Source organism: Geodermatophilus sp. URMC 60 (genome assembly GCF_053502585.1).
Genome location: NZ_CP199958.1, coordinates 4,137,861 through 4,152,278, shown reverse-complemented (window position 1 = coordinate 4,152,278; position 14,418 = coordinate 4,137,861). Strand labels below are relative to the sequence as shown.

Below are 14,418 nucleotides of genomic sequence, written 5' to 3'. Positions count from 1 at the left end.
GGTCTCGGACATGACCGGGACCACATCGGACCGCAGGCTGATCCTGCCGCGCTACCTGCGCGAACCCGCCGAGAAGCGGACGCCCGTCGGTTTCCCCGACTACCGGAGCACGGCGCTGCGCGCGCCGCTGCGGACGCCGGTCGACCTGCCGCACCGGCTCACCGAGATCACCGGCCCGGTGCTCGGCGAGGACCGGGTGCAGCCCCAGGACGCCGACCTGACCCTGCGCAACGGCGGCGAGGCGATCGGCCAGCGGGTCCTCGTGTACGGCCGCGTGCTCGACAGCGACGGCCGCCCGGTGCCCGACGCGCTGGTGGAGGTGTGGCAGGCCAACGCGGCCGGCCGCTACCGGCACGTCGCCGACAACTGGCCGGCGCCGCTGGACCCGCACTTCGACGGGCTGGGCCGGGTGGTCACCGACAGCCTGGGCCGCTACGAGTTCATGACGATCAAGCCCGGCGCCTACCCGTGGGGCAACCACCACAACGCCTGGCGCCCCGCGCACATCCACTTCAGCCTGTTCGGCCGCGCGTTCAGCCAGCGGCTGGTCACGCAGATGTACTTCCCGGACGACCCGCTGTTCGGCCAGGACCCGATCTTCAACGCCATCCCCGCCGCGGCGCGCCATCGCGCGGTCAGCCGGTACTCCCTCGAGCGCACCCAGGACAACTGGGCGCTCGCCTTCGAGTGGGACATCGTGCTGCGCGGCACGGACCAGACGCCGTTCGAGACCGACGACGACGGAGATGTCGCGTGAGCGCGCAGTTCGTGGACCCCCTGGACGTCCCGCCGGACCCGGCCACCGCGTTCCAGCCCCGGTCCGGGCGGCGCGGCACCGGCTTCCTCACCGAGCCCTTCCGGCTGGGCACCACCCCGAGCGCCACGGTCGGCCCCTACCTGGCCATCGGCCTGACCTGGCCGGACGGCATCTGGGCCGCGGAGGAGGGCACCGAGGGCGGGATCTGGATCCGCGGCCGCGTGCTCGACGGCGCGGGCGACGTCGTCCCCGACGCGATGATCGAGACCTGGCAGGCCGATCCGGACGGCCGCTTCCCGTCGCCCGAGGACCCCCGCGGCGCGTCGTCCTACCCCGGCTTCCGCGGCTACGCCCGCGTCTCGACGATCCACCCGCCGGGGGAGTTCGGCGTCTTCACGCTCAAGCCCGGCCGGGTGCCCGACGGCGAGGGCGGCCTGCAGGCGCCGCACGTCGACGTCTCCCTGTTCGCCCGCGGCCTGCTCGACCGGGTCGTCACCCGGATCTACTTCGCCGACGAGGCCGAGGCCAACGCCGAGGACGTCGTCCTGAAGGGGCTGCCGGAGGACCGCCGGCAGACGCTGATCGCCACCCCGACGGACGACGGCTACCGCCTCGACCTGTACCTGCAGGGGGACCGGGAGACGGTGTTCTTCGCCGTATGACGCTCCTCTCCGGGACCTTCGCCCGCGGCGGGGCCGCGGCCGCCGTCTCCGACGACGCCTGGTTCCGTGCGCTGCTGGCCGTCGAGGCCGCCCTCGCCCGCGCCGCGGCCCGCAGGGGACTGGTGCCCACCACGGCGGCCGACGCGGTCACCGCCGCCTGCGCGCACCCGGAGCGGCTCGACCTGGCCACCGTGGTCGCGCGGGCCGCGGACGCCGGCAACCCGGTGCCGCCGCTGGTGCGGGTGCTGCAGGACGCGGTGGGGGAGCGTGACGCGGTCGCCGTCCACGTGGGCGCCACGAGCCAGGACGTGCTGGACACCGCGCTCCTGCTGATGGCGCGCTCGGCCGTCGCCGCGGTCGACGCCGACCTCACCGCTGCCGCCGGGACCGTCGCCGAGCTCGCCCGCACCCACCGGGACGACGTCCTGCCCGGCCGCACGCTGATGCAGCAGGCGCTGCCCACCACGTTCGGGCTCAAGGCCGCCGGCTGGCTGGCCGGCCTGGACGGCGCCCGGCTGCGGCTGGCCGAGGTGGTCGCCTCGCTGCCGGTGCAGTACGGCGGCGCGGTCGGCACGCTGGCCGCCAGCGGCGGGGCCGGTGTCGCGGTACGGGCGGCCCTGGCGGAGGAGCTGCAGCTGGCGAGCACCGCCGTGCCCTGGTTCACCGTCCGGCTGCCGGTCGCCGACCTGGCCGGGGCGCTGGGTGCCGCCGCGGGCGTGGTCGCCACGGTGGCCGTCGACGTCGTGCTGCTCGCGCAGACCGAGGTGGCGGAGGTCGCCGAGGTGGGCGAGGGGCCCGGTTCTCGACGGCGCGGCGGGTCGTCGGCGATGCCGCACAAGCGCAACCCGGTCGCGGCCATCTCCGCGCGCGCCTGCGCCCGCCGGGCACCGGGGCTGGTCGCCACGCTCCTGTCGGCGATGGAGCAGGAGCACGAGCGTGCTGCCGGCGCCTGGCACAGCGAGTGGCCGGCGCTGACCGAACTGCTCACCACCGTCGGGTCGGCGGCGTCCTGGCTGGCCGAGAGCCTGCGCGGGCTGCGGCCGGACCCCGCCCGCATGGCCGCCACCGCGGCGGCCGCCGCCGAGGGCCCGCTGGCCGGCGCGCTCGCCGAGGCGCTGGCGCCCACCCTCGGCAGGGGCGCGGGCCACGACGCCGCGGCCGCCGCCGTGCGAGAGGCCCGCGACAGCGGCCGCCCGCTGGCCGAGGTGGTCGCCGCCCGCACCGACGTCGACACGGCCGCCGTGCTCGCCGCGGGGGCACCCGACGTCGGCGAGGCCGGGGCCCAGGTCGACGCCGCACTGGCCGAGCACGCCGCACTCACGGAGGGACGCCCATGACAGCCGTCGAGGTCTCGTACACCGAGGACGGGCCGGCCGACGCGCCGGTCGTCGTCCTCTCCAACTCGCTCGGGGCGACCCGCGGCATGTGGGACCCGCAGGTCCCGCCGCTGGCCGAGCGGTACCGGGTGGTCACCTACGACACCCGCGGCCACGGCGAGTCGCCGGCCCCGGCCGGGCCGTACTCCCTCGACGACCTGGTGGACGACGTCCTGGTGCTGCTCGACCGGCTCGGTGCGCGGCGGGCGCACGTCGCCGGGCTGTCCCTGGGCGGGATGACGGCGTTGCGGCTGGCCGCCCGCGAGCCCGAGCGGGTGGACCGGCTCGTCGCCCTGGCCACGTCGGCGAAGCCCGACCCGCAGGGTTTCCTCGACCGGGCCGCCGCGGCCCGCACCGGCGGGACCGCGCCGCTGGCACCGACGGTGGTGAGCCGGTGGCTGACGCCGGCCTACGCCGCCGAGCACCCGGACCTGGTGGCGCGGCTCGAGGCGATGATCGTCGGGGCCGACGACGAGGGCTACGCGCTGTGCTGCGAGGTGGTGGCGGCCGTCGACCTGCGGGAGGACCTGGGACGGATCAACGCACCGACGCTGGTCGTGTCGGGCGCCGAGGACCCCGCGCTGCCGCCGCCGCACCAGCGGGCCATCGCCGAGGGCATCGCCGGCGCCTCGCTGGTGTCGGTGAGCCCGGGCGCGCACCTGCCCAACCTCGAGCAGCCGCTGGAGGTCACCGGTGCGCTGCTGGGGCACTTCGACGCCGCGGGCGGGCACACGTGAGCGAGCTCGCGAGCGAACACACGGGCACAGCAGCGCCGCGGACGCGGCCGACGAGCGCCGGCGGGGAGGACTCGTGAGCGAGCTGCCCGACTCCGACGACGCCCGCCGGGCTCGGCTGCCCAGCACGGACGACGAGCGCCGGGACGCCGGCATGCGCACCCGGCGCGAGGTGCTCGGCGACGCCTGGGTCGACCGCGCCGTCGCGAACACCACGCCGTTCACCGCCCACTTCCAGGACTTCATCACCCGGGTGGCGTGGGGTGACGTCTGGCAGCGGCCGGGCCTGGCCCGCCGCGACCGCAGCCTGATGACGCTGTCGATCACCATCGCGCTGCGCCACTGGGACGAGTTCGCGCTGCACGTGCGGGCGGCGAAGAACAACGGCCTGTCCGACGAGGAGATCGCCGAGGTCATCCAGCACGCCGCCGTCTACGCCGGCGTGCCCGCTGCCAACCACGCGTTCAAGGTCGCCGCGCCGATCCTGGCGGAGCTGCGCGGCGAGGCCTGACGGTCCCGCGGCCGGCCCCCCTGCAGGGCACCGCCGCGAGCCGGCGGGGGACAGGGGTCCTTTCTCAGGCCGGCCGGCCGCGGCCCTCGCGCAGCAGCCGGACCAGCGCGTTGGTGGAGGAGTCGGAGTCGTACTCCGGTGCCGACTCGCTCTGCAGCTTCGGCGCCAGCTGGTTGGCCATGACCTTGCCCAGCTCCACGCCCCACTGGTCGAAGGAGTTGATGCCCCAGACGACGCCCTGGGTGAAGACCCGGTGCTCGTAGGCGGCGACCAGCTGGCCCAGCACCGACGGCGTCAGCTCCGGCGCCACGATGGCGTTGGACGGGTGGTTGCCCGGCATCACCTTGTGCGGGACGACGTCCGGCGCCGTCCCCTCCGCGGCGACCTCCTCGGCCGTGCGGCCGAAGGCCAGCGCGCGCGGCTGGGCGAGGAAGTTGGCCAGGAACAGGTCGTGCATGCCGTCGAGGTCGTGGTTGGGCCGGGCGAAGGCCAGGAAGTCGGCCGGCACGAGCACCGTGCCCTGGTGCAGCAGCTGGTAGAAGGCGTGCTGGCCGTTGGTGCCCGGCTCGCCCCACACGATCTCGCCGGTGGGGACGTCGACCGGTGCGCCATCGAGGGTGACCGACTTGCCGTTGGACTCCATGCACAGCTGCTGCAGGTAGGCCGGGAAGCGGGCCAGGTACTGCGAGTAGGGGAGCACCGCCTGGCTCTGCGCGCCGAAGAAGTCGACGTACCAGAGCGAGATCAGCCCGAGCAGGGCCGGCAGGTTCTCCTCGTAGGGCGCGGTGCGGAAGTGCTCGTCGACCGTGTGGAAGCCGTCGAGCATCTCGCGGTACCGCTCCGGCCCGATCGCCACCATGAGCGAGAGCCCGATCGCCGAGGTGAAGGAGTACCGGCCGCCGACCCAGTCCCAGAAGCCGAACATGTTCGCGGTGTCGATGCCGAACTCCGCGACCTTCTCGGCGTTGGTGGAGACGGCGACGAAGTGCTGGGCCACGGCCTTCTCGTCGCCGCCGTGTCCTCGGGATGCCAGGCCCTCGACCAGCCAGCGGCGGGCCTCCTTGGCGTTGGTCAGCGTCTCCTGGGTGGTGAAGGTCTTGGACGCGACGACGAACAGGGTGGTCGCCGGGTCGAGATCCCGGGTCGCCTCGGCCAGGTCGGTCGGGTCGATGTTGGAGACGAACCGGAAGGTCAGCGACCGGTCGGAGAAGTCGCGCAGCGCCAGGTAGGCCATGGCCGGCCCGAGGTCCGAGCCGCCGATGCCGATGTTGACGACGGCCCGGATCCGCTCGCCGGTGTGCCCGGTCCACGCCCCGGTGCGCACCCGGTCGGCGAAGTCGGCCATCCGGCCGAGCACCTCGTGGACCTCGGCGTTGACGTCGTGGCCGTCGACGACGAGGCCGCTGGTGCGCGGATCGCGCAGCGCGACGTGCAGGACGGCGCGGTCCTCGGTCGCGTTGATGTGCTCGCCGCGGAACATCGCCTCGGTGCGCGCGCGCAGCCCCACCCGCTCGGCCAGCGCCGCGAGCCGGCGGACCGTCTCGCGGGTCAGCCGGTTCTTGGAGTAGTCGAGGTACAGGTCGCCGGCGGTGACCACCAGCTCGGTGCCGCGCTCCGGGTCCTCGGCGAACAGGTCGCGCAGGTGCCGGTCGCCCACCTCGCGGTGGTGCTCGGCCAGCGCCTGCCACTCCGCGCTGTCCCTGATGCCCATGGACCCCTCCCGCTCCCGGCCGACGGATCGGCTGCCGTTCCTCCTACCCTGCCGGGAGGCGGGCCGCGGGGCGACCCCAGGCCCCTCCCGCCCCGACGAGAGGACAGGCATGGCACTGCTGGACGACGGCCCGTGGCAGGGGAAGCTCTGGACCGGCGCCTGGACCGACGGGTCGGGCGGCACCTACGACGTGGTCGAGCCCGCGACCGGGGACGTCGTCGGCGCCGTCGGGCGGGCGACCCCTGAGGACGTCGCGGCCGCTGCGGATCGGGCCGCCGAGGCACAGCAGTCGTGGGCGGCACTGCCGTTCGCGGACCGCGCCCGGGTGCTGCGCCGCGCCGGCGAGGTGCTCGAGGCCCACGCCGACGAGATCAAGGGGTGGCTGGCCCGGGAGACCGGCGCCATTCAGCCCTTCGGCGACTTCCAGGTCCACACCACCGCGGCGGAGTGCTACGAGGCCTCGGCGCTGCCCAGCCACCCGTACGGCGAGCTGCTGCGCACCGGATCGCCCCGGCTCTCCTTCGCCCGTCGGGTGCCGGCCGGCGTCGTGGGCGTCATCGCGCCGTTCAACGTGCCGACCATCCTGGCCATCCGGGCGATCGCCCCGGCGCTGGCGCTCGGCAACGCCGTCGTCCTCAAGCCCGACCCGCGCACCGCGGTCTCCGGCGGCGTGCTCTTCGCCCGCGTGTTCGAGGAGGCCGGCCTGCCGGCCGGCGTGTTCCAGGTGCTGCCCGGCGGCGCGGACGTCGGCGAGGCGCTGGTGACCGCTCCGCCGGTGCGGATCATCGCGTTCACCGGCTCCACGAGGGCCGGCCGCGCGGTCGGCGCGCTGGCCGGTCAGCACCTCAAGCGGGCGCACCTGGAGCTCGGCGGGAACTCCGCGCTCATCGTGCTGCCCGACGTCGACGTGACCGCGGCCGCCTCGGTGGGCGCGTGGGGGACCTTCGCCCACCAGGGCCAGATCTGCATGGCCACCAGCCGGCACCTGGTGCACGAGTCGATCGCCGAGGAGTACACCGCCGTCCTCACCGAGAAGGTCGACGAGCTGCCGGTGGGCGACCCCTTCCGCGAGCAGGTCGCGCTCGGCCCGCTCATCGACGCCGGCCAGCGCGACCGGGTGCACGGCCTGGTCACGAGCAGCGTCGACGGCGGGGCGACGCTGCGCACCGGCGGCACCTTCGAGGGGCTGTTCTACCGGCCGACCGTGCTCGGCGACGTCCCGGTCGAGGCGCCCGCGTACCGGGAGGAGATCTTCGGCCCGGTCGCCCCGGTGACCCCGTTCTCCGACCTCGACCAGGTCGTGGAGCTGGCCCGGGGCACCGAGTACGGGCTCTCCCTGGGCATCCTCACCCGCGACGTCTACGCCGGGCTGCAGCTGGCCGAGCGGATCCCGTCGGGCCTGGTGCACATCAACGACCAGACGGTCAACGACGAGGCCGTGGCCCCGTTCGGCGGGGTCGGGGCCTCGGGCACCGGCTCCCGGCACGGCGGCCCGCAGGCCAACATCGAGGCGTTCACCGAGACCCAGTGGGTGACCCTGCGCGGCGACCTGCCCGCCTATCCGTTCTAGGGCATGTCCTGCGGATCATGTGCGTCGCGACTGCTGCGGGTGTCCCTGAGCGGCCCGCTCTGGGACAGGCTGCGGTGACGCCCACCCCGCAGGCGCTGCCGGTGCTTGCTCGGCGAGAGCCGGTGGTCAGCCCGCCCGATCGAGGATGGGCCACCGGCATATGGTGGGCGCCCGTCCCGGGCGAAGGAGTTGCGCATGACACAGGTCGAAGACCGGCTCACGTCTCCGGAGGCGGTGGGGATGAGCGCCAACCGCCTCGAGCGCATCGCGCCCGCGCTGCAGAAATACGTTGACGAGCGCGGCTATCCAGGCTTCACGACGCTCGTGTCGCGCCGCGGGCAGCTCGTCCATGCCGGGCGGATCGGCTGGCAGGACCGCGAAGCCGAGGTGCCCCTGGCGGAGGACACGATCTACCGCTTGTACTCGATGACCAAGCCGATCATCTGCACTGCGCTGATGACGCTCTTCGAGGAGGGGAAGTTCCAGCTCGTCGACCCGGTCGCCAAGTGGATCCCGGCGTTCGGGGCGACGAAGATCGCTGGGCCGGGCGGGACGCTCGAGGATCAGTCGCCGCTGCGCCCGATGCAGATCCGCGACGTGATGAGCCATACGAGCGGGCTCACCTACGACTTCCTCGAGGACTTCCCGGTCGCGGAGCAGTACCGCGCGAAGCAGCTCATGCACGACCCGACGCGCACGCTGGAGCAGCTCATCGACGAGCTTGCGACGATTCCGCTCGCCTTCGCGCCCGGGACGATGTGGCACTACAGCCTGGGCACCGACGTGACGGCGCGCCTGATCGAGGTCATCTCGGGCCAGAAGCTCGGGGACTTCCTCCAGGAGCGCCTCTTCGGGCCGCTCGGGATGACCGACACGGCCTTCGGCGTGCCGGAGTCCGCGCGCGGCCGCATCTCCGCCATGTACGGCCTGCCGGACATCATCGCCCAGGACATGACGTTCAGCACCCTGGCGGCCGCGTTCGCCGCCGGCGACTTGGGCCGCCGCGACGTGGAGGCGACCTATCCGAGCGACGCGGCGGACGTCTTCCAGCGTGGCGGCCTCGGCCTCTTCGGGACGGGCTCGGACTACCTGCGCTTCGCGAACATGCTGCTCACGGGCAAGGCGGAGGACGGCACCCGCATCCTCGGCCGCAAGACGCTCGAGCTGATGCACACGAACCATCTCGCACCGGCCCTGCGCCCGTACGCCCTCGCCGGCGTACCGGCGCTCGGCTACGGGTTCGGCCTGGGCTCTCGCGTCGCCATGGACATCGGCCAGAGCGCGCTGGCCGGCTCCCCCGGCGAGTTCGGCTGGGCCGGTGCGGCGAAGACCTATTACTGGGTCGACCCGGTCGAGGAGATCGTCGGCGTGCTCCTGACGCAGCACATGGTCGGCTTCGACCTGCCCGAGGCCGACTTCCGGGCGGTCGTGTACCAGTCGATCGAGGACTGACCGGCGGTCCCCGGGCGGCGGCGGGTTCTCCGCCGCCGCCCGCAGGGGATCATCGCGCGTCACTGCATCCGTCGGCCCGGTGCCGGCTCGGGGGCTGCCGGTCTGGATCCGGGTGGCTGGGATGGTCGCCGCAGCCCGGGTGGCCGGGTGGTGCGGGTGACCCCGGAGGGTGTGGTGACGTGCAGGGTGCCGTCGGGGTCCACGACGAAGCGCCAGCCCGGGGCGTGGGTCTTGAGCCGGTGGTGGCTGCGGCACAGGCAGCACAGGTTCGCGCAGTCGGTGGGCCGGCCGTGGGCGTGCGGGAGGACGTGGTCGCGGTCGGCCCCGCCCACCCGCTGACCGCAGTCCGGGAAGCGGCAGGCCCGGTCGCGGGTGGTGACGAGTGCGTCCTGCGCCGCGGTCGGGTAGTGGGCGTCGGTGGGTGCCGGCCGACCCAGCACCGGGCAGCCGCAGTCCTGCTCGCGGTGGGTGGGGGCACCCCCGGCGGGCCAGGCGCGCCAGCTGGTCGGCAGTGGCGGTGGCCCGCAGCGCGCCGTCGGCGTCGGTGAGCGCCAGGGTCAGCGGTCCACCTCCGGGGCCTGCAGGCCCAGCGCGCTGAGTTCGACGAGCAGCCCGCGCAGGTGGGCGGTGGTGATCGGCAGGCCACTGACCTCCTCGGGCTGCGCAGACCGGCCCGCCGACGCAGGAACGTGGTCAGCGGCGAACTCCCGCAGCGCGGGCTGCGTCCGCCGGCGCCTCGGTCACGAACCCCGGCCGGCCCGCGTACAGCCCGGCCGCGAGCTGGAGGACCTGCAGGACCGCCAGCACGGCCAGCCCTGAGCGCCACCCGCCGGTCGCGTCGTGCAGCAGCCCCACGGCCAGCGGGCCGGTCGCGGCCAGCAGGTACCCGACGCTCTGCGCGGCCGCCGACAGCCGGCCGGTCTGGGCGACGTCCCGGGTCCGCACCAGCACCAGCGTGAGGGCCAGGGGGAACGCCGTCCCCGTGCCCAGACCCCACAGCACCGCCCACACCGCCGGGGCGGCCGCGGGCGCGACGAGCAGCCCGACGATCCCGACCGCCGACAGCAGCGTCGCGCCGACCACCCACCCGACCTGGGAGCGGGCCCGAGCGGCGAGGGGTGGGACGACGAGCGCGCAGGGCGCGCCGAACGCCGCTGCGACGGCCACCAGGGCCCCGGCGCTCACCGCGGACGCCCCGGCGTCGTCCTCCAGGACGTCGGCCATCCAGGTGAGCATCACGTAGAAGGCCAGCGACTGGAGGCCGAAGAAGACCGTCACCGCCAGCGCCACCCGGTCGCGCAGGACGGCGACCACCGGTGGCCGGGCCACCCGGGAGCCGGCCGCGGGCCCGCGGCGCCGGGCCAGCAGCGCCATCGCGGCGGCCGCGACCAGCACCGGCGCGATCCACACGGTCAGCCCGGCGACCGCGCTGCCGGTCGCCGTGGTCAGCGGCTGGGCCAGGCCCGCGCCGAGGCTCGCCGAGAACCCCATCGACGCCGTCGCCGCGCCGAGCACCGGTGCCGCGCGGTCCCCGTACGCGGCCCGGGCGGCCGCCGGGACCAGCACGTTGCCCACCGCGATGCCGGCCGACAGCAGCACGGTGCCGGCGTAGAGACCCCAGGTGCCGGCCGTGCGCAGCGCGATCCCGACTGCGAGCACCACCAGGCCGGCCAGGACGGCGCGCTGGACGCCGAGCCGCGCGGCCAGCGCGGGCGCGACGGGGGAGACCAGGCCGAAGCAGATCAGCGGGAGCGCGGGCAGCACCGACAGCGCGGCTTGCGGCACGGACAGCTCGGTGCCCAGCTCGCCGAGGACCGGCCCGACGGCGGAGAACGGCGCACGCAGGCACAGGGCGGCCAGCACCAGGGCGGCGGCGGGCGCGAGCACGGCCCACCACCGGCGCGGGGAGCCGGTTCGGGTCGCCGGGTCGGCGGTCTGCACGCGCGTTCCTCCACGGGATCGGGGACGGGGGTGGGCAGACCTGATCGTCGCGCAGCCCGGGCCGGCGCCTCCCGGAGGCTCACGGCGATGGCCGGGCAGCCGGTCAGCGGGGGACGACGGCGCCGCGGAAGCGGAGGGTCTGGCCCGGCCGCAGCTGGCCGCAGCGGTCGACGTCGGCGTCCTCGACGTAGCCGATGACCGGGTAGCCGCCGGTTACGGGGGCGTCGGCGAGGAAGAGCACCGGCTGCCCGGACGGCGGTACCTGCAGCGCCCCGCGGACCATGCCCTCGCTGGCCAGCTCCCCGGTGCGGGTCCGCTCCAGGACGACGCCCGCCAGCCGCAGGCCGATCCGGTTGCTCTCGCCGGTCACCTCCCAGGCCGTCGAGGTGAGGGCGGCCGCGGCCTCGGAGGAGAACCAGTCGGCGCGCGGGCCGGGCAGCACCCGCACGGTCACCTCGCCCCCCGGCGGGTCGGGCACCGGCGCGAGGTCGACCCCCGGCATCGGCGCGGTGGGCTCTCCGACCGGCAGCACGTCGCCGGGGGAGAGCACCGGCGGGCCGAGGCCGGACAGCAGGTCGGTCGAGCGGCTGCCGAGCACCGGCTCGACGGTGACGCCACCGCGCACGGCGACGTAGGTGCGCAGCCCGGTCCCCGGCACGCCGAGCCGCAGCTCGCGACCCGCCCGCAGCGTCACCGGGGCGTTGTGCGCGTCGGAGCACCGGGCCCCGGTCGTGGTCACCACCAGGTCCGCGCCGGCCCGGAGGGCCAGCCCGCCGAGGGTCACCTCGAGCACCGCGGCGTCCGGGGCGTTGCCCACCAGCCGGTTGGCCAGCCGCGCGGCGGCCCGGTCGCAGACGCCGGACCGGCCGACGCCGAGCGCGCCCTGCCCGGGTCGGCCGCCGTCCTGCACGGTGGTCAGCGGGCCGGTCGCCAGCACGGTGAGGGAGCGCGTCGCGCCGTCCTCCGCCGCGGCGCGGCCGGTCACGGGGCCTCCGTGAAGCGCACCCGGACGCCGGGGCGCAGCAGCGCCGCGGGGTCGCGGTCGACGTCGAAGACGGCGACGTCGGTGCGGCCGACGAGCTGCCAGCCGCCCGGGGACTCCCGCGGGTAGACGCCGCTGAACCCACCGGCCAGGGCCACCGAGCCGGGCGGCACCTTGGTGCGGGGGCTGTCCCGGCGCGGGATGTCCCACGGCTCGCCGTCGGGGGTGAGGTAGCCGAAGCCGGGCGCGAAGCCGCAGAAGGCGACCGTCCACTCCGTGCCGGTGTGCCGGCGCACCACCTCGTCGGGCGGAATGCCGAGGTGCGCGGCGACGTCGCCGAGGTCGGAGCCGTCGTAGACGACCGGCAGCTCGACCAGCTCCCCGCCGTCCCGCCGGCCGGGGCGCGGCGTCGTGCGCCGCACCGCCTGCTCCGCGGCGGCCAGGGTGGTCACCGCGGGGTCGGTCACCAGCAGCACGGTGCGCGCCGCGGGGACGACGTCCACGACGCCCTCGACCGGCTCGGCGGTGAGCGCGGCGTACAGGCCGAGGACGTCGTCGAGGTCGTCGAGCTCGACCAGCAGCGCGGTCGACCCGCTGGGCAGGACGCGCATCAGGCGGCGGCGAACGGCGCCAGCGAGATCCCGGCCGCGGTCAGGGCCTCGCGCACCTGCCGGGCGATCGCCACCGCGCCGGGGGTGTCGCCGTGCACGCAGATCGACTGGGGCGCCAGCCGCAGCAGGCCGCCCTCGACGTCGGTGACCGGCTCGCCGGTGGCCATCGCGACGCAGCGGCGGGCGATCTCGTCGGCGTCGTGCAGCACCGCGCCGGGCAGCCGGCGGGAGACCAGCGTCCCCTCGGGGGTGTACTCCCGGTCGGCGAACGCCTCGGCCACCGTGGTCAGCCCGGCCTCGTCGGCCAGCCGCAGCCAGGCCGACCCGGGCAGCCCCATCACCGGCAGCTCGCGGTCGTACTCGACCACCGCCCGCACCACCGCCGCCGCCTGTTCCTCGTGGGAGACGATCGTGTTGTAGAGCGCGCCGTGCGGCTTGACGTAGCGCACCCGGGTGCCGGCCACGCGCGCGAAGGCCTCCAGCGCCCCGAGCTGGTAGAGCACGTCGGCGGTCAGCTCGTCGGGCTCCACGTCGATGAAGCGGCGGCCGAACCCGGCCAGGTCGCGGTAGGAGACCTGCGCCCCGACGGCCACCCCGGTCCCGGCGGCGCGGGCGCACACCCGCCGCATGATCGACGGGTCACCGGCGTGGAAGCCGCAGGCCACGTTCGCGCTGGTCACGACGTCGAGCAGCGCCTCGTCGTCCCCGAGCCGCCACTGGCCGAAGCCCTCGCCGAGGTCGGAGTTGAGGTCCATCCCGTCAGCCTCCCTCACGAGAACAGCGCGATCACCGGGCGGACCGAGTTGACCGCCAGGTAGAGCGTCAGCAGCCAGGCGAGCCAGCCGACGACCAGCAGCCAGCGCGGGTAGCGGTACCCGTTCAACAGGTCCGACCGGCGGGTGGCGACCCAGAGGATCACCGCGATCCCGATCGGCAGCAGCAGCCCGTTGAACGCGCCGGCGAAGACCAGCAGCGTGGTCGGGGCGGCTCCGATGAGCAGGAAGGCCAGGGTGGTGACCGCGATGAAGCCGACGACCAGGAGCGTGCGGGTGCGGTCGCTCGTGCGGGTGCGGGAGGTGACGAAGGAGACCGTCGTGTAGGAGGCGCCGATGACGCTGGTGATGGCCGCGGCCCACAGCACGACGCCGAAGACCCGCAGCCCGACCTGGCCCGCCGCCGCCTGGAAGGCGTTGGCCGCCTGGTTCTCGGTGCCGAGCTCGGCGCCTCCGGCCACCACGCCGAGGATGGCGAGGAAGAGGACGACCCGCATGATCCCGGTGATCACGATCCCGGTGATCGAGCCGCGGGTGATGTCGCGGACGTGCTCCCGGCCGGTGACGCCGGAGTCGAGCAGCCGGTGGGCGCCGGCGTAGACGATGTAGCCGCCGATCGTGCCGCCGACCAGCGTGGTGATCGCCAGGAAGGAGACCTCCTCGGGCAGGACGACGTTGCGCAGCGCCCGCCCCACCGGGGGGCCCGAGGTGATCGCGATGTAGGCGGTCAGCACGATCATCAGCAGGCCGAGGACGACGACGATCCGGTCGACCGCGACCCCTGCTCGCCGGCTGAGGAAGATGGCGATGGCGATGACGGCGGAGATGGCGCCGCCGATCCTCGGGTCCAGGCCGAGCATCGCGTCCGTGCCGAGGCCCGCACCGGCGACGTTGCCGATGTTGAACACCAGCCCGCCGATCAGCAGGAAGGCGGCCATCACCCAGCCGAGGCCGGGGGCGACCAGGTTGCCCAGCTCCTGGGCCCGCCGGCCGCTGACCCCGATCACCCGCCACACGTTCAGCTGCAGCGCGATGTCGATGACGATCGAGACGGCGATCGCGAAGGCGAACGCGGCGCCCAGCTGGACGGTGAACGTCGTCGTCTGGGTGATGAAGCCGGGCCCGATGGCCGAGGTGGCCATGAGGAACATCGCGCCGAGCAGGGTCGAGCGGGTGCTGGCGGCCATGCGGCCGCTCGTCGGGGCGGCCGCCGACGCGGCCGGGGGACCCTGGGGGACGGTCGGTTCGGATGCCATGGCTGCTCCCGGTCGGTGGGGTCGCCGTTACCCGTCTCGGCGGCTCGGACACCCGGCGGGGCCGGACCGCAGGAGATGGACC

Annotated in this window: 14 protein-coding genes; 7 read left to right on the top strand and 7 right to left on the bottom strand. The window is 75.1% G+C overall.

Annotated elements, in window-relative coordinates:
- Positions 1-10: 10 nt before the first annotated feature.
- The 5 genes from pcaH (at position 11) to pcaC (ending at position 4,040) form a co-directional block, all read left to right on the top strand.
- Positions 11-757: a protocatechuate 3,4-dioxygenase subunit beta gene (gene pcaH, locus ACWIX3_RS19585; RefSeq protein ID WP_448609019.1), complete on the top strand. Its 747-nt coding sequence runs from the start codon at positions 11-13 to the stop codon at positions 755-757.
- On the top strand, positions 754-1,419 hold the full coding sequence (gene pcaG, locus ACWIX3_RS19580; protein WP_448609018.1) for a protocatechuate 3,4-dioxygenase subunit alpha: 666 nt from the start codon (positions 754-756) through the stop codon (positions 1,417-1,419). The genes pcaH and pcaG overlap by 4 nt, the downstream gene beginning before the upstream one ends.
- Complete coding sequence (gene pcaB, locus ACWIX3_RS19575; protein ID WP_448609017.1) at positions 1,416-2,756, top strand: 3-carboxy-cis,cis-muconate cycloisomerase; 1,341 nt, start codon at positions 1,416-1,418, stop codon at positions 2,754-2,756. The genes pcaG and pcaB overlap by 4 nt, the downstream gene beginning before the upstream one ends.
- On the top strand, positions 2,753-3,532 hold the full coding sequence (pcaD, locus tag ACWIX3_RS19570) for a 3-oxoadipate enol-lactonase (protein WP_448609016.1): 780 nt from the start codon (positions 2,753-2,755) through the stop codon (positions 3,530-3,532). The genes pcaB and pcaD overlap by 4 nt, the downstream gene beginning before the upstream one ends.
- Before the next feature lie 73 nt (positions 3,533-3,605).
- Positions 3,606-4,040, top strand: a complete 435-nt coding sequence (gene pcaC / locus ACWIX3_RS19565; protein WP_448609015.1) for a 4-carboxymuconolactone decarboxylase — start codon at positions 3,606-3,608, stop codon at positions 4,038-4,040.
- A 64-nt stretch (positions 4,041-4,104) separates the two neighbouring features.
- Here the strand turns inward: pcaC and pgi are convergent, their stop codons facing one another.
- Positions 4,105-5,751 carry a glucose-6-phosphate isomerase gene (gene pgi / locus ACWIX3_RS19560; RefSeq protein ID WP_448609014.1) on the bottom strand — a complete coding sequence of 549 codons (1,647 nt, stop codon included), beginning with the start codon at positions 5,749-5,751 and terminating at the stop codon, positions 4,105-4,107.
- 109 nt (positions 5,752-5,860) lie between these two features.
- On the opposite strand from pgi, the gene ACWIX3_RS19555 reads away from it, so the two are divergent.
- A complete protein-coding gene (locus ACWIX3_RS19555) occupies positions 5,861-7,321 on the top strand; it encodes a benzaldehyde dehydrogenase (RefSeq protein WP_448609013.1) in 1,461 nt (486 codons plus the stop codon).
- A gap of 195 nt (positions 7,322-7,516) precedes the next feature.
- A complete protein-coding gene (locus ACWIX3_RS19550; RefSeq protein WP_448609012.1) occupies positions 7,517-8,773 on the top strand; it encodes a serine hydrolase domain-containing protein in 1,257 nt (418 codons plus the stop codon).
- Positions 8,774-8,832: 59 nt separating this feature from the next.
- Here ACWIX3_RS19550 and ACWIX3_RS19545 read toward each other — a convergent pair whose 3' ends face one another.
- The 6 genes from ACWIX3_RS19545 to ACWIX3_RS19520 form a co-directional block, all read right to left on the bottom strand.
- Positions 8,833-9,213: an HNH endonuclease signature motif containing protein gene (locus tag ACWIX3_RS19545; RefSeq protein WP_448609011.1), complete on the bottom strand. Its 381-nt coding sequence runs from the start codon at positions 9,211-9,213 to the stop codon at positions 8,833-8,835.
- Positions 9,214-9,466: 253 nt separating this feature from the next.
- Complete coding sequence (locus ACWIX3_RS19540) at positions 9,467-10,714, bottom strand: MFS transporter (RefSeq protein WP_448609010.1); 1,248 nt, start codon at positions 10,712-10,714, stop codon at positions 9,467-9,469.
- Between the two features lie 103 nt (positions 10,715-10,817).
- A complete protein-coding gene (locus ACWIX3_RS19535; RefSeq protein ID WP_448609009.1) occupies positions 10,818-11,699 on the bottom strand; it encodes a 5-oxoprolinase subunit C family protein in 882 nt (293 codons plus the stop codon).
- Positions 11,696-12,307, bottom strand: coding sequence for a 5-oxoprolinase subunit B family protein (locus ACWIX3_RS19530; protein ID WP_448609008.1), 612 nt, complete (start codon positions 12,305-12,307; stop codon positions 11,696-11,698). The genes ACWIX3_RS19535 and ACWIX3_RS19530 overlap by 4 nt, the downstream gene beginning before the upstream one ends.
- Complete coding sequence (locus ACWIX3_RS19525; RefSeq protein WP_448609007.1) at positions 12,307-13,062, bottom strand: LamB/YcsF family protein; 756 nt, start codon at positions 13,060-13,062, stop codon at positions 12,307-12,309. Before ACWIX3_RS19525 ends, ACWIX3_RS19530 begins: the two co-directional genes overlap by 1 nt.
- A gap of 14 nt (positions 13,063-13,076) precedes the next feature.
- Positions 13,077-14,336 (bottom strand): NRAMP family divalent metal transporter, encoded by a 1,260-nt coding sequence (locus tag ACWIX3_RS19520; RefSeq protein ID WP_448609006.1) that lies wholly within the window; start codon positions 14,334-14,336, stop codon positions 13,077-13,079.
- Between the last annotated feature and the right edge of the window lie 82 nt (positions 14,337-14,418).

Coding starts and splice junctions, on each gene's coding strand:
- pcaH (WP_448609019.1), top strand. CDS start 11: ATGACCGGGACCACATCGGACCGCAGGCTGATCCTGCCGCGCTACCTG.
- pcaB (WP_448609017.1), top strand. CDS start 1,416: ATGACGCTCCTCTCCGGGACCTTCGCCCGCGGCGGGGCCGCGGCCGCC.
- pcaD (WP_448609016.1), top strand. CDS start 2,753: ATGACAGCCGTCGAGGTCTCGTACACCGAGGACGGGCCGGCCGACGCG.
- pgi (WP_448609014.1), bottom strand. CDS start 5,751: ATGGGCATCAGGGACAGCGCGGAGTGGCAGGCGCTGGCCGAGCACCAC.
- ACWIX3_RS19555 (WP_448609013.1), top strand. CDS start 5,861: ATGGCACTGCTGGACGACGGCCCGTGGCAGGGGAAGCTCTGGACCGGC.
- ACWIX3_RS19550 (WP_448609012.1), top strand. CDS start 7,517: ATGACACAGGTCGAAGACCGGCTCACGTCTCCGGAGGCGGTGGGGATG.
- ACWIX3_RS19530 (WP_448609008.1), bottom strand. CDS start 12,307: ATGCGCGTCCTGCCCAGCGGGTCGACCGCGCTGCTGGTCGAGCTCGAC.
- ACWIX3_RS19525 (WP_448609007.1), bottom strand. CDS start 13,062: ATGGACCTCAACTCCGACCTCGGCGAGGGCTTCGGCCAGTGGCGGCTC.
- ACWIX3_RS19520 (WP_448609006.1), bottom strand. CDS start 14,336: ATGGCATCCGAACCGACCGTCCCCCAGGGTCCCCCGGCCGCGTCGGCG.